Source organism: Erwinia sp. HDF1-3R, assembly GCF_039621855.1.
In the GTDB taxonomy this organism is placed as follows: domain Bacteria; phylum Pseudomonadota; class Gammaproteobacteria; order Enterobacterales; family Enterobacteriaceae; genus Erwinia.
Genome location: NZ_CP155071.1, coordinates 2,108,236 through 2,132,083 on the forward strand (window position 1 = coordinate 2,108,236; position 23,848 = coordinate 2,132,083).

Consider the following 23,848-nt stretch of genomic DNA (forward strand, 5'->3'; position numbering starts at 1 on the left):
TTGATCCGGGGTGAAACAACATCTATTCCAGAATCCACGTGGCCGTGCTGTTATTGCGACAGGCTTTACTCTGCCCACCGACATCCACACAGACTTTTTTCGCATTCGTATTTTTGCGCGGGCGCGGACGATCGCTGCGCACCGTTGCATCGTAGAGGTCCGCCTTTACGCCAGCCTTAAAAGGAACATAGCCAATGAGCTGCTGGCTGTCGTCGTCCGCAATCGCCAGCCAGTGATTTTCAACTTCACCGAGCACGGTAAAGGGCTTGCCGTTATCCAGATAGCGTACAATTTTCCCGCCAAACTCCGGGCGAGGCATTACCGAGGCAGCGTATAGCGCACGGTAAGTTTCATTCACTGGCGTAAAGGCGTGGGGGGCCTGAACGGCATAGCGATGCGTCAGCCTGACGCCGTCAACTTCACTGGTCACCAGGGTGTCATCCGTCACAGCGGGGGGAGGCGCTTTACATCCGCTCAGGGTCAGTGCTGCCAGCAGGGTTAACGCAATGCTTGTTTTCACAGTGCTCCTCGTGAGTCTCATCAGTGAGTCTGATAATCCAGCGGTTTAAAAATGATTTTTTTACCGGCAGGTGAAAAAACCGCACGCAGCCGCACAAAAAATCATTCACGTTTACAGAAAGATAAAACCGCAGTCAGTTTACCTGACACTTTTGGGATTGGGAACCATTGCGGCCCGCAAGATTACATGTTATTGCGGGCCTGAGAAGAGGGGGACATTTTTGTTCCTGAAACCTGAAAAATCGCCAGGGCTACAGACCATTGCCATAGCGGCCAATCAGCCCCGTCGCCCCCAGCACATGCCCTTTGAGCCTTGCCATCAGCGCGTCTCGCGTGAGCCCTTCGGGCAGCGCATCAGGCGCAAGATCGGTGGCGATAAGCGTGAAGTTATAGTGATGCGCGCCGCTGCCTGCGGGGGGGCAGGGGCCAGCGTAGCGTTGCGTCCCGATGCTATTTTTGCCGCCGGTGAAGCCCTTACCCTGGGCGAGCTCGCCCTGAGAGAATTGCGTCTGCTGGGGGGCAATGTTGTAAGCAACCAGATGATCGACACCAAGGCCTTTGGCACCCACCGGATCGGTTATCGTCAGCGCAAAGCTTTTGGTCAGCGCGGGGGGAGAGGACCAGCCCAGCGCGGGTGAGATGCCTTCACCGGTGCAGCTGACGTTACCAGGCGTGTTACCAGCAAACTTTTTTGCCAGCAGCGCGTTATCGTTAAAGTCGGGCGAGACCAGGGTAAAAACCGGCGCGGCACTCAGGGCGCTGGCACAGAGCAGCAGTGAAGCAGAGAGCACTATTTTCTTCATCGGATAACTCCTGAACGGGTGGAAATAAAGCCTGGACGATAATCCCGTTATCCACCACCGCAACCGCGATCGTCTGACACGGAACAATATCCTGGCTGAACCACCGCCGCTTTCAGCGTGGCACTGCCCGCGCAGTCAGAGAAATATGCTAAAGTAAACGTCGAATGATTTTGTGAGAAAGCCTGCATTTTTAATCAGAAAACTGTGCTAGCAGAAATTAGTGAGGTTATGAGCAGACTCAATGCCCTTTATCTTTTGAACCGCATACCGATGCTGGCGTTATTCTCCGCGGCCATCGTTTGTCCTGACGTTCTGGCGATGATGACGGAAACGCGGGTTGCCGACGCGCCCTTTGACGATCCTGCCAGGTTCAGCGACCTGAACGCTTCGCTGCCCGACCTTGGCAGCACGACGGCCGCAGACAGCGCCACCGAAAAGCGCATTGCGGAAGCGGTGAAGAGTATTGGCGAGGCCAGCATGGACAGCGACTCCGACAAATCGCTCGGTAATCAGGCGGGGCAGTGGGCGTTTAATCATTTTCGCGACGAAGCCGCCCAACGGGCTGAGAATGGGGGAGAGCGACTACTCTCTCCTTATGGTCATGCCGATCTGTCGCTGAAAGTCGACCTGCATGGCAGCTTTGCGGGAACCTCGGCTCAGCTGGTTACCCCCTGGCAGGACAACTATCAGTATCTGACCTTCAGTCAGGTCGGTGTTGAGCAGACGGATTATGGCGTAGTGGGCAATGCTGGCGTGGGCCAGCGCTGGCTGGCGGGCAACTGGCGGCTGGGATATAACGGTTTTATTGACCAGATGTTTGAATCCCATCAGCAGCGAGGATCGCTGGGCGCGGAGGCCTGGGGCGACTTCCTGCGTTTTTCCGCCAACTATTATCAGCCGCTTTCCGGCTGGCGGGATCGCAGTGAATATGGGCAAATGCGGCTGGCGCGCGGCTACGACATCACCAGCAAGGGCTATCTGCCATTCTATCGCCAGCTGGGCGTTTCGCTAAGCTACGAGCAGTATCTGGGTAACAACATTGACCTGTTTAACAGCGGTACGCAGGGTAATAACCCGTCGGCTATCGAGCTTGGCGTAAGCTACACGCCGGTGCCGCTCTTTACCTTTACCGCCACCCATAAAACCGCCGATACCGGTGAAACCCAGGATCAGTTTGGTTTAAAAATGAACTACCAGATTGGCGTCGCGCTGAGCAAACAGCTTTCGGCCGAAAATGTCGCGGCGGCGCGCTCGCTGAGCGGCAGCCGTTACGATGAGGTTAACCGCAATGACACGCCGGTAATGGCCTTTCGTCAGCGCAAAACGCTGTCGGTATTCCTGGCCACGCCGCCCTGGCAGGTCCAGCCGGGCGAAACGCTGCCGCTGCGGCTGCAAATCCGCAACGCTAACCCGCTTCAGGCCGTTAACTGGCAGGGCGACACGCAGGCGCTAAGCCTGACGCCGCCGGGGAACAATCTTGATCCGCAAGGATGGAGCATTATTATTCCAGCCTGGGACAGCTCCCCGGATGCCACAAATACTTATCACCTCTCCGTCACCCTCGAGGACAGCAGGCAGCAGCGTGTGACCTCGAACTGGATAACGCTTAAGCTGGTGCCGCCGGTGACGCTGCAGGACGATAGGCCGCCGACTTTCGATCTCATGGCACCCTAGGTGATGCTCATCCTGCCGCTGTGATGATTGTCCTGCCGCTGTGATGATTGTCCGGCCATAGCTGTGATTGTCCGGCCATAAAGGATGCTCAGCCTTGCGATATGAGGGGGCCAGGCGTTGATACGCAGCCTGGTGGTCTGGCGCGGGAGAAGCCTGGCTGAGACAGGCTGTCAAGATCGCCCAGGCTAAAAAATGTGAGTAAAATCACAAAAAACAGCTGTGAATAGTCAGGGTAATTTGCCAGAATTTCAAAAAACACCACGCAGCCGATTACTATGATCCTTCGCCCATCGCGTCACTGGTTTGTCCGTCTGTTCTCCTGGCACGGCTCCGTGCTGCCCGGCATCCTGTTCCGACTTGCCCTTAATCTACTGATGTCGATTGTGGCGATCTTTTGCCTCGACTGGTACGAAACGCTGGGGGTTAAGCTGACCCTGGCGCCGTTCAGCCTGCTGGGGGTCTCCATCGCCATATTCCTCGGGTTTCGCAACAGCGTCTGCTATGCGCGTCTGACCGAAGCCCGTCAGCTCTGGGGCGGCCTGCTGATTGCCAGCAGAACCCTGCTGCGTCAGGTGCATGCGATTTCACCGGCGGATGCCACGCGGGTCACCGCGCTGCTGATGGCATTTTGCTACAGCCTCAAGCACCAGCTGCGACGGACCGATCCACGGGAGGATTTGCAGCGCTATCTCGGGGATGAGGCCGAAGACGTCCTGCGCCGCCGTGCGCCGACTAACGCTATCGAAATGAAAATTTCCCAGTGGCTGGGCGATCTTCGCCGCAGCGGTGCGGTATCCGATATTGTCTTTGCCCAGCTGGATAACAGCATCCACCAGCTTTCTCAGGTACTGGGTGGCTGCGAGCGGCTGGCCAGCATGCCGCTGCCGTTTGCCTACGGTCTGCTGCTGCATCGCACGGTCTACCTTTTCTGTACGCTGCTGCCGTTTGCACTGGTGCCAGATCTGCACTACATGACGCCGCTGGTGTCGGTGTTTATCGCCTACAGCTTTCTCTCGCTGGATACGCTGGCCGAAGAGCTGGAGATGCCCTTTGGCTACGCCAATAATCACCTGCCGATGGACGCCTTGTGCACCAATATCGAAATCAACCTGCTGGAGATGAATAACCAGCGCGACCTGCCGGCTACGCCCGTCCCCGACGCGCACTATCGTCTGACCTGAGCCTGAACCTGAACCTGAGCCTGAGCCTTAGCCTTAGCCAGAGCCAAAGCCAGGACCAGGACCAGGGCTGACTAGCGCCAATGTTTAAAGCCCTGGCCTGATGCGCACTATTGCTGATCTCAGGCCGGAGTAGACCCTTTTCACGCCCCTAATCATTCTCGCGGCTGCAATCATTTTCACAGCCCCGACCCCTCTCACGCCTGCGATTCACCTCATGCCTGAGACCATGCTCATGCATGAAACCATGCACGCGCCTGCGACCATGCTCATGCCTGAGACCGGGCTCGTGCCTCCAAACAGTGCAGTACGCGTCAAAGAGGTGCATAACTCCCTGATTGGAAGGCGCCAATCTCCGCTCCGATCACAAAAGCGATATTTTATTTTCTGAATGCATAAATCCTCTGTTTTTTATTCGGCAAACCTGCGCCTGCCGTAGTTTTATTCACTTTTTATGCATTATTAGTGAATAATGATGACCGGTAACTTATTGATATTGTGTCAGGTAAAGTGATTTATGCAATTTATTCGCTGGCTGGCATGAACTGTGCAAATTACAGTGAAGCTGTGATGAATCATTTTATTAACATAAATTAAACCTTTAGTTCACCTTTCGGTGGGCGCTGAAAACAGAGGCCGTCATGCAATCAGAAGTTACCCGCGCAAACTTTGACCAATGGATTGTTCCTACCTATGCCCCTGCCGGCTTTATCCCCGTACGTGCATCGGGCTCAACGCTGTGGGACCAACAGGGAAAGTCGTATATTGATTTTGCGGGCGGCATTGCCGTTAATGCGCTCGGGCATGCTCATCCGGAACTCCAGCAGGCGCTGGTGCAGCAGGCGGCGCTGCTGTGGCATACCGGTAACGGCTACACCAATGAACCGGTGCTGAAGCTGGCGAAACGGTTAATTGACGCCACTTTTGCCGAACGCGTGTTCTTCTGTAATTCCGGGGCAGAGGCTAATGAGGCAGCGCTTAAGCTGGCCCGTAAGGTGGCTCATGATGCCGTGGGCGAAGAGAAGAGTGGCATCGTTGCCTTCAGTAATGCTTTTCACGGTCGCACGCTGTTTACCGTCACCGCCGGGGGCCAGCCGGCTTATTCAAAAGACTTTGCCCCGCTGCCCGGCGGCATCCGCCACGCGGTATTTAATGACCTGGCCTCTGCGGCAGCGATGATCGACGATGCAACCTGCGCGGTCATCGTTGAACCCATCCAGGGTGAAGGCGGCGTGGTGCCTGCCGGACCGGCTTTTCTGCAGGGGCTGCGTGAGCTGTGTGATAAGCATCAGGCCCTGTTGATTTTCGATGAAGTCCAGAGCGGCGTTGGCCGTACCGGTTCGCTTTACGCCTATATGCACTACGGCGTGACGCCAGATGTGCTGACCACCGCGAAGGCGCTGGGAGGCGGCTTTCCCATTGGCGCGATGCTCACCACTGAAAAGTATGCCCGCGTACTGGGCGTCGGTACCCACGGTACCACCTATGGCGGTAACCCGCTGGCCGGGGCCGTGGGGGGGAAAGTGATGGAGCTGATTAACCGTCCTGAGGTGATGGCGGGTGTTGCCGAGCGTCACCGTTGGTTTGCTGAAGGGCTGAATGAGATCAATCAGCGGCTACACCTGTTCAGCGAGATCCGCGGCCTCGGACTGCTTCTCGGCTGCGTGCTGAATCAGGACTACAGCGGTCAGGCAAAATTGTTCAACCAGGCCGCCGCACGCGAAGGGCTAATGGTATTGATTGCCGGTGCCAGCGTCATCCGCTTTGCGCCGTCGCTGATTATTAGCGAAGCCGAAGTAAAAGAGGGGCTGGCCCGCTTTGAAAAAGCCTGTCGCGCGGTGATCGACGGAGCGCAATCATGATGCTTATTCGCCCGGTTGAGCGTGACGATCTCGCGCAACTGTTGCTGCTGGCGGGCAAGACGGGCGGCGGGCTGACGTCACTGCCTGCCGACAGCGCCACTCTGGCGGCACGTATCGATCGCTCGCTGCTTACCTGGCAGGGCGAGCTGCCGCGCGCCGAACAGGGGTATGTCTTTGTGCTGGAGGAGAGTGAAAGCGGCAGGGCCGTGGGTATTTGTGCGATTGAAGTGGCCGTCGGGTTGCAGGATCCCTGGTATAACTTTCGCGTGGGTACGCAGGTGCATGCCTCCCGCGAGTTAAATGTCTACAACTCGCTGCCGACGCTGTCGCTCAGCAACGACCACACCGGCAGCAGCGAGCTCTGCACCCTGTTCCTCGATCCCGATCACCGTAATGGCAAAAACGGCTATCTGCTGTCGAAATCGCGCTTTCTGTTTATGGCCGCCTTTCGCGATCGCTTTATGCAAAAGGTGGTGGCCGAAATGCGCGGCGTGATTGATGAACACGGGCACTCGCCGTTCTGGGAGAGCGTTGGCAGCCGCTTTTTCTCCATGTCCTTCAGCGAAGCGGATTATCTGTGCGGCACCGGGCAGAAAGCGTTTATCGCCGAGCTGATGCCGAAGCACCCGCTCTATCTGGATTATCTGTCGGCAGAGGCGCAAAGCGTGATTGGCCAGACTCACCCGCAAACCGCGCCCGCCCGTGCCGTGCTGGAATCAGAGGGCTTTCGCTATAACGACTACGTTGACATTTTTGACGGAGGCCCGACGCTGGAGTGCGACATTGACCGCGTCCGGGCTATCCGTAAAAGCCATCGGCAGACGGTGGAAGTCGGGGAGGAGGGCAGTGAGTCTCTGCCCCTGTGCCTGGTCGGTAACGATCGCTATCAGGATTTCCGGGCGATCCTGGTGAACGCCGACCCGCGCCTGGAAAGCATCACTCTCAGCCCCGAGCAGGCAGAAGCCCTGCAATGCCAGCCGGGCGACAGCCTGCGCGTAGTTACCCTAAGCCCTGAGGAGAAAAAAGCATGACCCACTGCATTAATGGACAATGGCTTACCGGGGCCGCAGAGAAATTCACCAAAACCGACCCGGTCGGCGGTGAGACGCTGTGGCAGGGCCAGGCCGCCAGCAAAGGGCAGGTTTCTTCAGCCTGCGAGGCAGCGCGCGCGGCTTTTGTGGGCTGGGCGCGGCGGCCCTTTACCGAGCGCCAGGCCATTGCGGAGAAGTTTGCTGCGCTACTGGAAAAGAACAGCGAGGATCTGGCCACAGCGATTGCGCAGGAAACCGGGAAACCCCGCTGGGAAGCCCGTACCGAAGTACAGGCAATGATCAATAAGGTGGCAATATCCGTTAAGGCCTGGCACGCACGCACCGGGGAAACCCTCTCCGGCGAAAGCGCGCTGCGCCACCGCCCCCACGGCGTAATGGCGGTGTTTGGCCCCTACAATTTCCCGGGGCATCTGCCAAACGGCCATATTGTACCCGCCCTGCTGGCCGGGAATACGGTGGTCTTGAAGCCGAGTGAGCTGACGCCCGTCACCGCTGAAAAAACCGTCCGCCTGTGGATGAGCGCCGGACTGCCTGACGGCGTGCTAAATATGGTGCAGGGCGGCCGGGACACTGGACAGGCGCTGGCGCAGGATGCGCATATAGACGGCCTGCTGTTTACCGGCAGCGCCGCGACCGGTTTCCAGCTGCACCGCCAGTTTGCCGGTCAGCCTGATAAAATGCTGGCGCTGGAAATGGGGGGGAATAATGCCCTTATCGTCGAGGACCCGGAGGATATTGATGCCGCCGTGCATATTGCTATCCAGTCGGCCTTTATTACTGCCGGACAGCGCTGTACCTGTGCCCGACGCATGCTGGTTAAGCGCGGTGCGCAGGGTGACGCTTTTCTGGCGCGCCTGGTTGAGGTTGCCGGGCGTATCCAGACTGGCCGTTGGGATGATGAACCCCAGCCCTTTATGGGCAGCGTGATTTCACGCCAGGCAGCAGAGCATATTTACAGTGAATGGCAAACGCGAATTGATGCAGGGGGTAAGGTCCTGCTGCCGATGCGCTGGCCCGATCGCAGCAGCGCGATCCTGACGCCGGGCATCATGGATATCACCTCGCTAAAAAACGTCCCGGACGAAGAGGTTTTTGGCCCGCTGCTGTCGGTGGTGCGCTATGACGATTTCGACCAGGCGATCCGCCTGGCCAATAACACCCGCTATGGCCTCTCATGCGGCCTGATCTCCCCGCAGCGTGACCTGTTTGACCGTCTGCTGATTGAAGCCCGCGCGGGGATTGTTAACTGGAATAAACCGCTGACCGGCGCAGCCAGCAGCGCGCCCTTTGGCGGCGTTGGCGCGTCCGGTAACCACCGCGCCAGCGCATTCTACGCCGCCGACTACTGTGCCTGGCCGATGGCCTCGCTGGAGTCTGACAGCCTGACGCTCCCGGATCAGCTGTCGCCTGGCCTGGATTTTAGCGTTGGGGAGGAGCCGCAATGAGCGCGCGCGAGGTTAACTTTGACGGGCTGCCGGGGCTGACGCACCACTACGCCGGGCTGTCGTTTGGCAATGAAGCCTCCACCCGTCATCAACACCAGATGTCAAATCCGCGGCTGGCAGCCCAGCAGGGGCTACTGAAAATGAAGGCACTGGCGGACAGGGGCTTTGCGCAGGGGGTGATCCCGCCCCACGAGCGACCTAACGTCGGCGCACTGCGCCAGATTGGCTTTACCGGCAGCGATGCGCAGGTCATCGCGAAGGCGGCATCGCAGGCACCGGCGCTGCTCTCGGCAGCGAGCTCGGCTTCGGCAATGTGGGTCGCCAATGCGGCGACCGTCTCCCCCTCGGCGGACAGCGCCGACGGGCGCGTCCATCTGACGGTAGCCAACCTTAACAACAAGTTTCATCGGGCGATGGAAGCACCCACCACGGCGGCGCTGCTGCGGGCTATATTCCGTGACGGCGCGCACTTTACCGTTCATGATGCGCTCCCGCAGGTGGGGATGTTTGGTGATGAAGGCGCTGCTAACCACAACCGCTTTAGCGCCGGATATGGCGAACCTGGCGTTCAGCTCTTTGTCTACGGCCGCGCGGAGGGGGCGGGGGGCCTGGCACCGACACGCTATCCCGCCCGTCAAACGCGTGAGGCCAGCGAGGCCGTGGCCAGGCTCCACCAGCTCGATGCCAAACGGACTTTTTTTGCACAGCAGGATCCTGACGTCATTGATAAAGGCGTATTTCATAACGATGTTATCGCCGTGAGTAACCAGCAGGTTCTTTTTTGCCATCAGCGGGCTTTTCTGAACCAGCCCCGGCTGCTGGACGAACTGAAAGAAAATGTGCCGGGCTTTACCCCGCTGGTCGTGCCGGATAACGAGGTGAGCGTGGGCGATGCCGTCTCCACCTATCTGTTTAACAGCCAGCTGCTGAGCAAGGCTGACGGTAAAATGCTGCTGGTGCTGCCGGAAGAGGCCCGACAGCATGCGGGCGTCTGGCGCTATCTGAGCGGGCTGGTGGAGAGTGGGGGCCCGGTGGACGAGCTAAAGGTATTTGACCTGCGCGAAAGTATGTTTAACGGCGGTGGGCCCGCCTGCCTGCGCCTGCGCGTGGTGCTAAACGCGGCAGAGTACGCGGCGGTTAATCCAGCCGTGATGATGAATGACAGGCTGTTTACCACGCTTAACGACTGGGTGGCCCGTCACTACCGCGATCGCCTTTCACCGGCTGACCTGGCCGATCCGCAGCTGCTAACAGAGGGACGTCAGGCGCTCGATGAGCTCACAAAAGTGCTAAACTTAGGGAATGTCTATAATTTTCAGCAGTAATCACGGATGAAGCGACGCGCGTCTCCTGAAGAGCCGCGCGTCTGAGCCCGACAAAGGAGCACAAATTCATAACAAGGAGAATGCATGCTGGACTTGCTTACATTAACGCTTAGCGGTGAACGTCCATCCCCCCGCGCGGGTCGCAATGCATTTATGCAGTGGCAGTGGCTCGACGACGGCATCCTCGAAATCACGCCGCTGGAGGCGACTACCCAGGCGGTAGTTATCTCGGCGGGCATTCACGGCAATGAAACGGCCCCGGTCGAGATCCTCAATGCACTGGTCAGTGAGCTGCTGGCGGGCGATTTGCCGCTGCTTCCGCGCCTGCTGGTGGTCTATGGTAATCCCACTGCGCTGCGGGCAGATAAACGCTATCTTCGCTGCGACCTGAACCGGCTGTTCGGCGGCCGCTGGCAGCAGTATGAAGACTGCATGGAGGCGCGACGCGCATGGCGCCTTGAGCAGGCGATGGAGACCTTCTGGCAGGCGGGCAACAGCGACGAGATCCGCTGGCATCTTGACCTGCATACGGCAATCCGTGGATCCTGGCATACCCGCTTTGGCGTTATGCCGATGCGCGAAACGCCATGGCCGGACGATTTTCTGCACTGGCTGGCCGCCGCCGGGCTGGAGGCGCTGGTATTTCATCGTGCACCGGGAGGTACTTTCACCCACTACAGCTCCCGCCACTTTGGCGCAGCAAGCTGTACGCTCGAACTGGGTAAGGCGCTCCCTTTCGGCAGTAACGATCTCAGCCAGTTCGCCGCGACGCATCAGGCGCTAAGGGCCATACTGACCGGAGGCAGCCTGCCCGAGGTGGGGGAACCGCCGCTCCGCTATCGGGTATCCCAGCAGCTGACCCGCCAGACGGATGATTTCAGGCTACATATGAGCCGTGAAACTCTGAACTTTACCGTCTTCCCTCAGGGGACGCTGCTGGCAGAAGATGGTGAAAAGCGCTACTACGTGCAACAGGCGCGGGAATATGTGATGTTCCCTAATCCTGACGTTGCGCTGGGGCAGCGGGCGGGCCTGATGCTGGTTGAGGACAATGCGCATAATCAGGCGCTACGCTAAATAGCAGCGCGCAATGGCGCTCCACTCTGTTGCGTACTCCAGGGGTTAACGCCCCTTACTTTTTCCTTTCCAGCTATTTGCGTTTGTATTACACTTCTCCACTCTTTCTGCATTAATCCCTTTAAATTCATACTTCTTAGCAATTCCTCACGGTAATCTTCGCATTCTCTTCATGATTGGCGCTAATTTGTCTTTTATGCTTTCAGGGCTTTACTCACGCTCAGCGTACTTGACGTTCAGCGCACTAAACTGAGTTCCGACATCGCGACAAAGCTGTCGCCTCAGAACCGAAAAGTAAGGATAAAAATGATGCGTAAATTAACTTCTACCGTAATCGCCATGACTCTGGCCCTGGGCGCCGCTAATATCGTTCACGCTGCGGCTGATACGCTGACCCCGCCACCGGCCGGTGCCGACAAGCCGATGATGCACCAGCCGCCGCGTCATGGTGGTATGCATGAAATGTTTAAAGGGCTGAATCTGACCGATGCACAGAAGCAGCAGATGCGTACCATCATGGATAACGCACACAAAGACATGAAGCGTCCATCGCTGGAAGAGCGCCGCGCGATGCATGACATTATCGCCTCTGACAGCTTCGACCAGGCTAAAGCCGAAGCTCAGGCCACCCAGATGGCGGCAGACGGCAAAGGCCGAGCGCTGAAAATGATGGAAACGCAAAACAAACTGTACAACGTGCTGACGCCTGAGCAGAAAAAACAGTTCAACCAGAACTTCGAAAAGCGTCTGGCTGAAAAACCGCACCACGAAGGCAAAATGCCTCCTGCTGACGATTAAGTCTTAGCGACGTAATCAACGCTTAGCGGTCGCAAACAGAAACCGCCGGCGTTGCCCACTCCCTGCCAATGGGATGTGGGCAGCGTCGGCGGTTTTTTGTTAATACAAAGGTACTATCGGGTACTTTCCGCTAATGACCGGCTTGCAGAGGATTTTATAGCCGTCGCTGTCGAAGCCTTTGGGCGTCGAGGTTAGCGCCTTTGCCATCGCCAAATCCTCAACCGATCCCAGATAAAACCAGTTATTGATGATGTGGATCTGCGTCTGGTTTACGCCTTCCTCAACCACGCCGACGGCACCCTCCCAGGGCCAGCACTGTACGCGTACGCGTTCCAGCGCGGCCAGCAGGCGCTGATGATGCGCCTCGGGGGACTCTTTACCGCAGCAGGCACCGGCACAACGTCCCAGGCTGGCGCGGAAGCAGGCGCGGTTGCGGCTCAGATTCTCCAGCCCCAGCAGTGCGAGACAGAGCTGCTGCTCATCGGCGATTTTTTGCAGCGTCTCCAGCGCCGACCGGCGGCTGGAATAGAGTCCGAACAGGTCCGGCGTGTGCGAAAAGTCCAGCTCTTTGGCAAAGACCACGGTTGGTTTGTTCTGGCTGATATGCAGCGAACAGAGTTGACGATTCTTGCGCAGCCGCTTATTAAACAGCGGCTGCTGCACCTTGATCATCTGCGCCTCAAGCAGCAGCGCGCCCAGCTCACCCGCAGTTTGAATAAAGCTGACGTGGCGGGTCTGACGCAGCATTTTGGCTTCATCCGCCGTGCGAAAATGGGACATGACCCGGCTGCGGATATTGATGCTTTTACCGATATACAGCGGCATCGTTTCACTGTCGCCGTGAAAGGTGTAGACCCCAGGGAGTGAAGGTAGCCCTGCAAGTGAGGGGCGAAGATGTTCGGGATACTGATAGATAGCCGCTGGTTCAAATTCCAGGCGTTGAGCTGCTGCACGTCTGACCACATTGCACTCCGGTTACTGGTTACTTGTACAGTGTAACAGGGGCGGGGAGGATAAAAAAGCGTCTCCTGGCGCATTGTGCGCCAGAAATATGTTCGAACGGCCGTGGCTATGCTCAGGATTATGCTGATATAACGCCTGAAGCCGGGGCGATGACCTGCTTCCCTGGCTTCAGTTTGTCACTCACTGGTGCGAGATTATTTCTTCCAGAAGTCGTCAAAGATGGTGATGGGCGGGCGGCGTTTATGCTCCGTCTTCAGATACCAGCCTTCGATAGTTTTTGCCGCATCGGCAGCAATGGTTTTGCCTTCAAGGTAGTGGTCGATCTGCTCATAGGTGACGCCCAGCGCCACTTCATCCTGCAGGCCGGGCCGGTCATCTTCCAGGTCCGCCGTCGGGTGTTTCAGATACAGATGCGCCGGGCAGCCCAGCGCTTTCAGCAGCTGTTTACCCTGACCTTTGTTCAGCCGGAACAGCGGATTAATATCCGTGCCGCCATCGCCATACTTGGTGAAAAAACCGGTGACGGCTTCTGCGGCATGGTCGGTTCCCACCACCACGCCCGAGGTCACCCCGGCGATGCTGTACTGGGCCTTCATTCGCTCACGAGCCTTCTCATTGCCCCGCACAAAATCGGACAGCGTCACGCCCGCCTCGCGCAGGGCTTTCTCACTGGCCAGCACCGCCTCTTTGATGTTTACCGTTAACACGCGGTCAGGTTTGATGAAATCAATCGCGTCCTGGCAATCCTGTTCGTCGGCCTGAATGCCGTAGGGCAGGCGGACGGCGATAAACTGATAGTCGGCGCTTCCTGTCTCCTGACGGAGTTCTGAAATAGCGGTCTGACTCAGTTTACCGGCCAGGGTAGAGTCCTGGCCCCCACTGAGCCCCAGCACCAGCGTTTTAATAAAGGGATAGGTTCTGAGATAGGACTTAAGAAACTCAACGCTGTTGCGGATCTCCTGCTGAACATCAATGACAGGTTTGACCCCCAGTGCTTCGATTATTTCCTGTTGCAAAGTCATTTGTATCTCCTGAGATTCATTGCCTTAAGCAGGCAGCCGTGTTTTCAATGGTTGCGTTAAAGCTAACGCGGCTGGCGTTAAACAACAAGATTGAATTCTGATGTTTCCTTTATCTGTCATTCGCATGGCTTGCATGACAATAAAGAGAGGAAAAAGTGCGATTTTTTTTGCCATAAAGTTGATAAATCAGCATTTCTGTTCCAGGCTTAAGCTTACATGGAAAATAAAAGAGGAATAAAAACATGAAGAAGTTTGCAGGAGCTATTGGTGCTGCCGTGGTTTTAGCCGTTTTATCGGGCTGTTCGGCGTACGATCGCGCGGAAAGTTACGTTACCAAGCCAGTGGTACAGGACGTTAAAAAGGGTATGACGCGCCAGCAGGTTCGTGATATCGCAGGCCCGGCGTCAACTGAAATTACCATGGTACACGCTCGCGGTACCTGCCAGACCTATGTTCTGGGTGAGCGTAACGGTAAATTACAGACCTACTTCGTTAGCTATAGCGATACCGGTCGCGTAATGAACTACGGCTTCCAGAGCTGTAAGGAATATGACACCGATCCGCAGGTTTCGCAGTAAATTCCTGTTGAGATAACATGAAAAACGGTCACCTCGGTGACCGTTTTTTTTTGCCTGTCTTTTACAGACCGGGCGGGCGGGAAACTTCCAGATAGCGGCCGTCAATATCGCGACGGTAATAGTGGCCATCCTGGACGTAGAAGCGGTCGCCATTGTAGTCGAGCGTACGCATGCTGCCGCTATAGCGCTGCTCCGGTGGCTGCACCATCACATAGGTATTATCGTTGGCGCGCTGATAGTAACTGCCGTTAAGGGCATAGTAAGTCAGGCCACCAATCAGCACGCCCACGGCGGCATCGGGTAGAAAGTTTAATCTGCCTGGCCCACCGCCCCAGCCACGGTGTCCGCCGGGCCCACCGCCCCAGCCGTGATGCCAGCCCGGTCCAGGGCCTGGTCCTGGACCCCAGCCGGGTTGCGCGAGGACCAGCGTTGGGGAAAGTAATGTTACAGCGAAAAGAGCGCTGAGCACCTTTTTCATAGGGTTTCTCCTGGTTCTGACTGAGATTAACATTACGCCCGGCCAGCGAAAACGCAAGCGCTGAATCGCCACGGTTGTCCGCTGCTTACAGCACTTAACGCATTCTTAACGCTCCCTCCACGATGCCTCTTATATTGCGCCCTCCTGGCGGGTTGCAAAGCGTACTTCCGGCTGAAGTTTCTTCTCCGGCTGTAGCAGGGTCATGGCCAGCATGCTGATAAATGCCACGGCGGCAGTGGCGCTGAACATGGCGTTGTAACCATAGTGCTGCGCCAGCCACCCGCTCAGCAGCGGAGAGGTAATGGAAGCAAGATTGGCAATGGCCAGGGTGATGCCGCTGTAGGTGCCTACCGTGGATTTTGGCGTGACGTCGATTACCACCGACCAGTACACATTATTCACCAGCGCGTTCAGAGCATTGCCCAGCGTCATCATCAGAATAATGGTGGCAGGTGAGGGCATCCAGGGGATCGCCATAAAGCAGAGCGCAGTCATCAGCAGCGTGACGGCGGCAAAAACGTTCCTCGCCAGCCGCAGATTATTAAAGCGTTTCAGGAGCGCATCGGCGATCCTGCCCCCCAACAGCACGGTCACGCAGGCGCCGCTCCATGGGATCATCGCGACGTACCAGAGCGAGTGCAAATCGTAGTGAAAGCTGTCCTGCAAATATTTCGGTCCCCAGCTTACCAGGGTAAAGGTGATATAGAGAAAGGAGAAGTAGCCCAGCGCGTTACAGACCAGCGTACGATTGCTGAAGAAGCGCCACCAGGGCAGGCGCGGGCCGCTGGCCTTCTCAGCCTGGCCGCAGCTGATGACCATCCGCTCCTGCGGGCTAACTTTGGGGTGCTGTTCGGGCGTATCGGTAAATACGCGGGCAAAAATCACCATGGCAATCAACGAAAAGCACCCCAGCAGAATAAACATGCTTCGCCAGTCATCGGTGAGCAGCAGCAGGCCGACGGCAACCGGGGCGGTGAGCAGTGCGCCCACCTGGGTGCTGAGCAGACCAATTCCCAGCGCGGTTCCGCGCTCGTGGTCAGGCGACCAGTGCGCGATAGCCTTATTCATGAGGGCATAAGCCGGGCCTTCCGCCAGGCCAAAGAGTACGCGCATAACCGCAAACCCCATAATGGCCGATCCGCCAAACAGCGCCAACCCCACATCACCCGCCCAGGCCGTAGCGACCTCCAGCAGCGACCAGGCGACGCCCGCCATCAGCCACACTCTTCTGGTGCCGAGGCGATCGGCAAGAAAACCGCCGCACAGCGAACCCAGCAGATAGCCAAAACCGAAGTAGCTCAGCACTGCGCCGAGCTGCACCTTACTGAGTTGATATTCCGTTGAGATAGCATTGGCCGCAAATGAGAGCGCCCCCCGATCGATGTAATTGATCAGCGCGATGAAAAACAGCATGGCGAAAATACGGTAGCGATAGCGGCTAACGGTCAGGGTGGCATTCATGGTTTATCTCCAGCACAACGGGTGTGAAGGTAAATAAGCAACATCAATGCCAGGGTGATAGCGGATGGTCAGTGACCGACAATATCGGGGTGATAAACGGATGATAAGTGACCGACTTAATTAACGTTAAAGCCGGGAGGCACCCGATGGGCCTGACCATGATGTCTGACGCGGTGCTGGCTGCACCGTGGGAGAACGTTCCACATAGACTACCTGCCTTACCATAAGGCATCCCGGCGCGGCGCTGCTTCGGATTAACGCCGGGCCACTTCAGGGGGAGTTGAGCAGAAGGTATCGGGCGGGTTTAACGCTTTCCTGAATGAAAAATCGGGCGAAAACCTGTCGCCCGATTTAATGCTTAATCGACACTTAATCGGGCTGAAACGTTGCGCCCGATTAAGTGCCATATCACCATGCCGTCAGGCTGGCACGGTCAGTGCTTTCTGACTGCGCGACCAGATCCTGTGTGCACCCATCGCCAACAGGAACTCGCTCATCAGCACGCCTTCGGCCTTACTGTCTTCGATGATACCTTCTTCCTGTTCGCTGTCGCCCAGGCCAAACTGCGCCTTAAAGCGGCGGGCGTCACCGCTAAGCCCGATAACCTTCAGGTGCTTATAGGCTTCCAGCAGGAAGTAGCGGGCATCACCGCTCAGCAGCAGGGCATCAATGTTGCCATCCGGGACGATGACCGCATCAAAGGTCAGCGACGGCAGACCGCTGAAGGTGGCATCAACAGGCAGGTCTGAACCGTCGTCGGCGCGTACCTGACCCATATGCGGTGCCAGCAGCTTGCCGTGAACGCCCTGAGCTTTAAGCTCCTGGAGGATCGCCAGCACGTCAGCAGCACATACGCCATCGCTGAGCAGCAACGCGACCTGGCGGCCCTTGATGGTCCCGCTGGGTACCGCATAGAGGCTCAGGCTGGCATCCTTTTTCAGACCGTTAACGTCTTTAGGCGGCGCGGTATGCATTTTCTCGTCGGACAGGGCAATCCCCAGGTTTTTTGCCACGCCATTTGCCAGCGAGACGTCGATATGGACCAGGTGATCGACCACGCGTTCGCGGATATAAGGACGGGCCACCTTGCTGAGCTCAAAGGAGTAGGCATCAATAATATGCTGCTGCTCCACCGGCGTCTGGCTGTTCCAGAACAGGCGCGGCTGCGAGTAATACTCGCCAAACGACGGGCTACGCTCGCGAACTTTATGGCCTTCGATGCGCTCCTGATAGCTTTCAAACCCGCCACGGTGCGGGGCTGGAGGCGTCTCACGCGGCCAGTTATCGTTGATCGAGTTTGGCTCATAGTTCGCCGGATTGGTGTCGATATCCATCCGGTGCATGCCCTGACGCTGGAAGTTGTGATACGGACAGGTCGGGCGGTTGATCGGGATCTCGTGGAAGTTAGGTCCACCCAGGCGGCTGATCTGAGTATCCGTATAGGAGAACAGGCGACCCTGCAATAGCGGATCGTTGGAGAAATCCATCCCCGGGACGATGTGCCCTGGATGGAAAGCAACCTGCTCGGTTTCGGCAAAAAAGTTATCCGGGTTACGGTTGAGAACCATCTTACCGATGAGTTCAACCGGCACCAGCTCTTCGGGAATAAGCTTGGTCGCATCCAGCAGGTCAAAGTCAAATTTGAACTCATCCTCCTCGGCAATCAGCTGTACGCCCAGCTCATACTCAGGATAGTCGCCAGCCTCAATGGCTTCCCACAGATCGCGACGGTGGAAGTCGGGATCGCGCCCGGTGAGTTTTTGCGCTTCATCCCACAGTAAAGAGGCTTTACCGGCAACCGGCTTCCAGTGGAAGCGGACGAAGGTGGCTTTACCTTCGGCATTGATAAAGCGGAAAGTGTGAATACCGAAGCCTTCCATCGTGCGGTAGCTGCGTGGGATACCGCGGTCGGACATCGCCCAGAGGACATTGTGCAGCGTTTCCGGCTGGAGCGACACATAGTCCCAGAAGGTATCGTGCGCGCTCTGTCCCTGAGGGATTTCATTATGGGGTTCGGGTTTCACCGCGTGGACAAAATCGGGAAATTTGTGAGCATCCTGGATAAAGAACACCGGGGTGTTATTGCCCACCAGGTCAAACACGCCCTCATCGGTATAAAACTTGGTCGACCAGCCGCGAATATCACGTACGGTATCCGCCGAGCCTGCACCGCCCTGAACGGTTGAAAAGCGCACGAATACCGGCGTCTGCTTACCCGGATCGCGCAGGAAGTCCGCTTTGGTGATATCGCTCATATCACGATACGGCTGGAAGTAGCCGTGTGCCGCAGAACCGCGGGCATGCACGATACGCTCAGGAATGCGTTCGTGGTCAAAGTGGGTGATTTTTTCGCGCAGGATAAAGTCTTCAAGCAGGGTAGGACCGCGAGTACCCGCGCGTAGTGAATTCTGGTCGTCGGCAATACGCGTGCCCTGATTGGTCGTCAGCGGGAAATTTTCACCCCCTTTGCGGAAGGACTCCAGCGCATCAAGCTTGGCATTATGCGTATTCGGGGCTTTCAGGCTACCGGGAGCCGTTGGCTCCTTCCCGGGTGGCGTAGGTTCCGCCGAAGGTTTATGCGACCCATCTGCGGGCGCCAGCGAATCCATGCCGGGTTTAGCTGAATCAGGCCCGGTAGACGGGGCGTTGTGGCTGAGTTCCTTATTATCTGTTTCTTTCGACATTCTCACTTACTCCTGTTGTTGTCATTTCAGACTCCAGTAACTATAGAACAGTGAGTGAGATACGCCTTAAAACAGCAGGGTTAAGTGTTTAAAATCGTGTTTAAAACATGATAAAGGATGATAAAACGCGCATAGCGCGGTAAAAATCGGCTGGGGAAGCGGGGCGGGGATAAAAAAAGGGCTGGCGGAGGCCAGCCCTGAGAGGATATTCGCGTTCTGTAGGCTCCCAACGGAGCAGGCTGTCAGCGTTCCGCCAGCTCGAAGTCACGCTCTGCATCGGCGTGAAGCAGTGCTTTATCGGTCTGCTTCAGCCACTGGCTGGTCAGCATGCCGGCCGTCATCGAGCCGTTCACATTCAGGGCGGTGCGGCCCATATCAATGAGCGGTTCAATAGAGATCAACAGCGCTACCAGCGTCACCGGCAGGCCCATCGTGGGCAGCACAATCAGCGCGGCGAAGGTCGCACCGCCGCCAACGCCTGCTACGCCCGCTGAACTGAGGGTTACGATGCCAACCAGGGTCGCAATCCACATCGGGTCGAATGGGTTGATGCCCACCGTCGGCGCAACCATCACCGCCAGCATGGTGGGATAAAGCCCCGCGCAGCCGTTCTGCCCTATGGTCGCACCAAATGAGGCGGAAAAGCTGGCGATAGACTCCGGAATACCCAGGCGACGCGTTTGGGCCTCAACGCTCAGCGGAATGGTTGCGGCGCTGGAACGGCTGGTAAAGGCAAAGGTGATGACCGGCCAGACTTTTTTAAAGAAACGCTTAGCATTAACGCCATTAACGGTGAGCAGCAGGGCATGGACGGCGAACATGATTGCCAGGCCCAGATAGGACGCCACGACAAAGCTGCCGAGCTTAACGATATCGCTCACGTTTGAGCTGGCCACCACCTTCGTCATCAGGGCCATTACGCCGAACGGCGTCAGCTTCATGATCAGGCGAACCAGCTTCATGACCCAGGCCTGTAAAACATCAATGGCAGCCAGCACGCGTTCGCCTTTCGGCCGATCATCCCGCAGCAGATGCAGGGCTGCAACACCCAGGAAGGCGGCAAAAATCACCACGCTGATAATCGAGGTCGGGCTGGCCCCGGTCAGGTCGGCAAAGGGGTTTTTTGGCACAAACGAGAGCAGCAGCTGCGGCGTGGAGAGATCGGCAACTTTGCCGACGTAGTTACTTTTTAGCGCGGCAAGGCGAGCGGTTTCCTGCACGCCCTGGACCAGCCCGCCGGCATCCAGCTTGAACAGCCAGGTGACGAACACGCCGACCAGCGCAGAGATAGCGGTGGTAAACAGCAGTACGCCAATCGTTAATACGCTAATTTTCCCCAGCGAGGAGGCATTATGCAGCCGGGCCACGGCGCTGAGTATTGAGGCGAAGACCAGCGGCATAACGATCATCTGCAACAGCTGAACGTAGCCGTTACCGACGAGATTAAACCAGCTAATGGACTCTTTCAGCGTCGCGCTGTCGGCGCCATAAATAGTATGCAGGACCAGGCCGAACAGCACACCGGTCACCAGGCCCAGCAGGACCTTTTTTGACAGGCTCCAGCGGGTGCTACCACTTTTAGCCAGTATAACTAACAGGGCGACAAATGCCGCAAGGTTAGCGATTAATGGAAGGTTCATCCCCAGATCTCCAATGAAGCGGTGCGCTATATCAGGCACCGCGCTATTACCGTTATTTTTTATTGCGCACGCAAATGCGCCCTGGAGTGCATGGTAGCAGCTGATCCGGGGTGTCTATATATCCAAATGGAATGGGTTATAACCAATCGTCGTTTTATGACGGGTTATTGCGCACCATGGCTATCAATTAGCCGATTAATGTTACTTTGTACCGTGCTGACCATCTGCGCTGGCCATCCGTCTGCACCAAAGGGGGGCATGCCGGGAGAGAACCACATGGCGATGCCGACCAGCGCCAGGCAGAAAATTCGCTCCATCTGGTTACCCTTCTGGCTGGCAAGTAGCGGCAGCCTGAAGCGCCAGCGACAGGGCCAGAGCAGCGGCACGCCAGCGGGCGTGAGCATATCGGCGACGATATGACTCAGGTAGCCTAGTACCAGGCCCTGAAAAGCATCGGCAGGCACCACCCAGTGCTGCGGAACTTTCAGGTTAAAGAGCGCAATACCTCCGATCACCGCCAGCAGGCTGTGGGTAAATCCACGATGACCGAAGGCGCGGGCAATAGGATGTGAAAGCCAGCGAAAACGACGGCCCAGCACGGATTGAGGGTGGTCGATATCCGGCAGCAGGCTGGTTAGCAGCGTTGCCGGAATAATATGCCACCAGTCACCGTTAGCCAGTACCGGCGTGAGTTCGGCGCGTTTGGAAAAAATAGCGCTGGCAAGCGCAAATATAAGATGGCCTTCGGCCGTCATGGAAAACACCTGGCTGGATAGCTGTCAATCCATCCAGTATAGGTGATATGTACAGTAGAATAAATATGTGACGCTGTAACGAAAGATAAATAGGGGGTAAAAGGATTAGTTTTCCTTCAGGCGGTTACCGTGGAGATGTGCTGCACTGAGCTGGCTCAGCGAGGAGAGCCTGACGTCAGCCAGTGCCCAGCGCGGGTCTGCGGCATGTTCAGCAGCAGGGACCACCACGGAGCGCATGCGGGCGGCTTTGGTCGCGATGACGCCGTTCAACGAGTCCTCCAGGGTTACGCAGTTAAGCGGATCCACCCCCAGGCCTTCCGCAGCGTTGAGATAAACCTGCGGATGGGGCTTGCTCCACGGCAGCGTTTCTGCCGAGGCAACCACGTCGAAATAGTCGCGCAGGTTGAAAATGTGCAGCACGCGTTCCAGCATATGCAGAGGCGAAGCTGACGCCAGGCCAATTTTCAGTCCTTCAGCCTTACAAAGTTTTATCGCTGATTCTACGCCGGGAAGCAGCGGGCGCGTCTCCTCAATCAGCGCCTGCGCTCGCACGATAATTCTGCGTGTAACTTCCTGCTGATCCGGCCCCTGCCAGGGCAGAGTTTCATACCACATCCTCACCACCTGATCGATACGCAACCCTACCGTATCCGGCAGCTCGTTGCGGCGCGACAGGTCGACGCCCAGTGAGGAAAAAATATCCCTTTCCGCGCGATCCCACAGCGGCTCAGAGTCAATTAGCAGCCCATCCATATCGAAAATTGCCGCAAGTACAGGACGAAAATAAGGCATTCTATCACTCCATTTGACCGGTTATCCTCACAGTAGCATGAAGCTTTCGCGGGTGAAATCGCCTTATTTTCGTCAATATTAGGGACAAGCCGACTTTTTTCAGGCACATTTGCTGCCTGAAGGTAAACTTACACCCCTGGCACAGAAGGACAGGAGAAAGCATGACTTATCAACAGGCTGGCAGAGTTGCCGTACTTAAGCGCATTGCTGGCTGGATCGTATTCATTCCGGCGTTGATTTCCACGCTTATTTCGCTGATGGGTTTTTTAGAACAAAGCCGTGAGAAGCGAGAAGGGATTAATGCCGTAATGCAGGACTTCTCGCACGTCATGATCGACATGATCCGTTTCAATACCGGTTTTTTGAAGTCATTCTGGGAAAATTCGCCCGTGCCTGATTTCAATCACGGCAGCAACGTCTCCTTCTGGGTGATATATGTGCTGATTTTTGTCGGTCTCGCTTTACAGGCGTCGGGTGCAAGAATGTGGCGTCAGACGCGCCATCTGCGGGAAGGGATCGAGGATCAGCTGATTCTGGAAAATGCCCGGGGCACGGAAGGGCGAACGCGGCAGCAGCTGGAAGAGAAAATCGTGGTTCCACGGCATACGATTTTCCTGCAGATTTTCCCCCTGTACATCCTGCCGATTGCCGTTGCCGTCGCGGGCTATTTTGTCTTAAAGCTGCTGGGCTTTATTTATTGATCAAGCGGCCTGATGTCTGGCATCAGGCCGTTCACGCGTGTCACTTTTTACCCATGCAGCACACGCCATGCCGACCACTGGCATCAGGCCGTTCAAGCGCGTTGCTCCTCTCCCGCATCCTCATCCAGCAGGTTGCCGATCGCACGTTGTGCTTCTGCCAGCCAGTGACCGCCAAAAACATTGGCCCGATTAAGCAAGTAGTAGAGCTGATAGACCGGCTGCCGTTTGCCGAAATCTTCCGGCAGGGGCCAGACCGACTGGTAGCCCGCCAGGATCTCAGCAGGAAGTTCGGGATGCCAGGCCAGCATGGCCAGATCGCACTCTCTGTCACCCCAGTAGCAGGCGGGATCGAAAATACAGGGTCCCTGGTCGCTGGCGGCACAGTTTGCGGGCCAGAGATCGCCGTGCAGCAGCGAGGGTTGTGGGTTATGTGCAGACAAAACCCGCTGCGCGCAGCGAATAATCAGGTCGATATCACCGTAGAGTATCCCTTTTTCTGCCGCCAGCTGTAGCTGCCAGCCAATGCGCTGCTCGGCGAAAAAGAGTGACCACCGCTTAAGCCAGCTATTGGGCTGCGGGGAGGTGGTGATGTTGTTGTCGTAGTCCAGACCAAACTGAGGCTGCTCGCTCCACTGATGCAGACGCGCCAGCGCACTGCCAAGCTCCCGGGCATCCCGACCTTCAAGCGGGCGGAGTGGGAGGTATTCCAGCAGCAGAAAGCTAACGTCACGATCGCTGCCTGTGCCATACACGGCAGGGACGCGCACCGTTTGTGTTCGGGCCAGAAGCTGGAGCTGCTCGGCCTCCCAGGCGAAAAGATCCCGCATATCACGACTGTTGCACTTAACGAATACGTCATATTCGCCGTAGCGGATGCGCCACGCCGGGTGAATATCCCCACCGGGTAACTCGGTACGCTGGCTGATTTCGGCGTTACCCAACTGCTCATTTAACAGACGACCAATGGCTGACCACATTTGGGTTTCTCCCATTCGCTGTTTACTGCAGGATGCGCTGATGTTAACGCCTAAATAATAATCA

21 protein-coding genes are annotated in these 23,848 nt (G+C 56.9%); 10 read left to right on the forward strand and 11 right to left on the reverse strand.

The features are described from left to right. Positions 1-22: 22 nt before the first annotated feature. Both AAGR22_RS09720 and AAGR22_RS09725 read right to left on the reverse strand, forming a co-directional pair. Complete coding sequence (locus AAGR22_RS09720; RefSeq protein ID WP_156484947.1) at positions 23-520, reverse strand: SH3 domain-containing protein; 498 nt, start codon at positions 518-520, stop codon at positions 23-25. 250 nt (positions 521-770) lie between these two features. Beyond that, complete coding sequence (locus AAGR22_RS09725) at positions 771-1,322, reverse strand: YbhB/YbcL family Raf kinase inhibitor-like protein (protein WP_345831381.1); 552 nt, start codon at positions 1,320-1,322, stop codon at positions 771-773. Positions 1,323-1,592: 270 nt separating this feature from the next. Between AAGR22_RS09725 and AAGR22_RS09730 the strand changes: the two genes are divergently transcribed. From AAGR22_RS09730 to spy, 8 genes are all read left to right on the forward strand, one after another. After that, positions 1,593-2,996, forward strand: coding sequence for a YchO/YchP family invasin (locus tag AAGR22_RS09730; RefSeq protein WP_345831575.1), 1,404 nt, complete (start codon positions 1,593-1,595; stop codon positions 2,994-2,996). Positions 2,997-3,271: 275 nt separating this feature from the next. Then, positions 3,272-4,177, forward strand: coding sequence for a bestrophin family ion channel (locus AAGR22_RS09735; protein WP_067703446.1), 906 nt, complete (start codon positions 3,272-3,274; stop codon positions 4,175-4,177). Positions 4,178-4,815: 638 nt separating this feature from the next. Continuing rightward, the gene (locus AAGR22_RS09740) at positions 4,816-6,036 is read left to right on the forward strand and encodes a bifunctional succinylornithine transaminase/acetylornithine transaminase (RefSeq protein WP_345831382.1); all 1,221 of its coding nucleotides are present in this window, start codon (positions 4,816-4,818) and stop codon (positions 6,034-6,036) included. Then, positions 6,033-7,067: an arginine N-succinyltransferase gene (astA, locus tag AAGR22_RS09745; protein ID WP_067703455.1), complete on the forward strand. Its 1,035-nt coding sequence runs from the start codon at positions 6,033-6,035 to the stop codon at positions 7,065-7,067. The genes AAGR22_RS09740 and astA overlap by 4 nt, the downstream gene beginning before the upstream one ends. Then, positions 7,064-8,533, forward strand: coding sequence for a succinylglutamate-semialdehyde dehydrogenase (gene astD, locus AAGR22_RS09750; RefSeq protein WP_345831383.1), 1,470 nt, complete (start codon positions 7,064-7,066; stop codon positions 8,531-8,533). The genes astA and astD overlap by 4 nt, the downstream gene beginning before the upstream one ends. Continuing rightward, positions 8,530-9,858 (forward strand): N-succinylarginine dihydrolase, encoded by a 1,329-nt coding sequence (gene astB / locus AAGR22_RS09755; protein WP_067703460.1) that lies wholly within the window; start codon positions 8,530-8,532, stop codon positions 9,856-9,858. Before astD ends, astB begins: the two co-directional genes overlap by 4 nt. 84 nt (positions 9,859-9,942) lie before the next feature. Further along, positions 9,943-10,935: a succinylglutamate desuccinylase gene (gene astE / locus AAGR22_RS09760; RefSeq protein ID WP_067703464.1), complete on the forward strand. Its 993-nt coding sequence runs from the start codon at positions 9,943-9,945 to the stop codon at positions 10,933-10,935. A gap of 309 nt (positions 10,936-11,244) precedes the next feature. After that, positions 11,245-11,733, forward strand: coding sequence for an ATP-independent periplasmic protein-refolding chaperone Spy (gene spy, locus AAGR22_RS09765; RefSeq protein ID WP_345831576.1), 489 nt, complete (start codon positions 11,245-11,247; stop codon positions 11,731-11,733). Positions 11,734-11,832: 99 nt separating this feature from the next. Here spy and cho read toward each other — a convergent pair whose 3' ends face one another. Beyond that, entirely contained in the window at positions 11,833-12,696 is an 864-nt protein-coding gene (gene cho / locus AAGR22_RS09770; protein ID WP_345831384.1) for an excinuclease Cho, read from the reverse strand. Between the two features lie 194 nt (positions 12,697-12,890). Then, a complete protein-coding gene (nadE, locus tag AAGR22_RS09775; protein WP_067703473.1) occupies positions 12,891-13,718 on the reverse strand; it encodes an ammonia-dependent NAD(+) synthetase in 828 nt (275 codons plus the stop codon). A 242-nt stretch (positions 13,719-13,960) separates the two neighbouring features. Here nadE and osmE point away from each other — a divergent pair, with 242 nt between their 5' ends. After that, on the forward strand, positions 13,961-14,296 hold the full coding sequence (osmE, locus tag AAGR22_RS09780; protein WP_067703476.1) for an osmotically-inducible lipoprotein OsmE: 336 nt from the start codon (positions 13,961-13,963) through the stop codon (positions 14,294-14,296). Between the two features lie 61 nt (positions 14,297-14,357). On the opposite strand, the gene AAGR22_RS09785 is transcribed toward osmE, so the two are convergent. The 6 genes from AAGR22_RS09785 to hxpB form a co-directional block, all read right to left on the reverse strand. Then, on the reverse strand, positions 14,358-14,774 hold the full coding sequence (locus AAGR22_RS09785) for a DUF6515 family protein (RefSeq protein ID WP_067703479.1): 417 nt from the start codon (positions 14,772-14,774) through the stop codon (positions 14,358-14,360). A gap of 129 nt (positions 14,775-14,903) precedes the next feature. Continuing rightward, complete coding sequence (locus tag AAGR22_RS09790) at positions 14,904-16,235, reverse strand: MFS transporter (protein WP_345831385.1); 1,332 nt, start codon at positions 16,233-16,235, stop codon at positions 14,904-14,906. 419 nt (positions 16,236-16,654) lie between these two features. Beyond that, positions 16,655-18,919: a catalase HPII gene (katE, locus tag AAGR22_RS09795; protein ID WP_067703485.1), complete on the reverse strand. Its 2,265-nt coding sequence runs from the start codon at positions 18,917-18,919 to the stop codon at positions 16,655-16,657. 242 nt (positions 18,920-19,161) lie between these two features. Continuing rightward, complete coding sequence (locus AAGR22_RS09800) at positions 19,162-20,559, reverse strand: L-cystine transporter (RefSeq protein ID WP_345831386.1); 1,398 nt, start codon at positions 20,557-20,559, stop codon at positions 19,162-19,164. Positions 20,560-20,723: 164 nt separating this feature from the next. Then, positions 20,724-21,314 carry a metal-dependent hydrolase gene (locus tag AAGR22_RS09805; RefSeq protein ID WP_067703490.1) on the reverse strand — a complete coding sequence of 197 codons (591 nt, stop codon included), beginning with the start codon at positions 21,312-21,314 and terminating at the stop codon, positions 20,724-20,726. A gap of 105 nt (positions 21,315-21,419) precedes the next feature. Beyond that, positions 21,420-22,106 (reverse strand): hexitol phosphatase HxpB, encoded by a 687-nt coding sequence (gene hxpB / locus AAGR22_RS09810; RefSeq protein ID WP_067703492.1) that lies wholly within the window; start codon positions 22,104-22,106, stop codon positions 21,420-21,422. A 161-nt stretch (positions 22,107-22,267) separates the two neighbouring features. On the opposite strand from hxpB, the gene AAGR22_RS09815 reads away from it, so the two are divergent. Then, complete coding sequence (locus tag AAGR22_RS09815) at positions 22,268-22,807, forward strand: YniB family protein (RefSeq protein ID WP_345831387.1); 540 nt, start codon at positions 22,268-22,270, stop codon at positions 22,805-22,807. 92 nt (positions 22,808-22,899) lie between these two features. Here AAGR22_RS09815 and AAGR22_RS09820 read toward each other — a convergent pair whose 3' ends face one another. Then, positions 22,900-23,784: a fructosamine kinase family protein gene (locus AAGR22_RS09820; RefSeq protein WP_067703497.1), complete on the reverse strand. Its 885-nt coding sequence runs from the start codon at positions 23,782-23,784 to the stop codon at positions 22,900-22,902. Between the last annotated feature and the right edge of the window lie 64 nt (positions 23,785-23,848).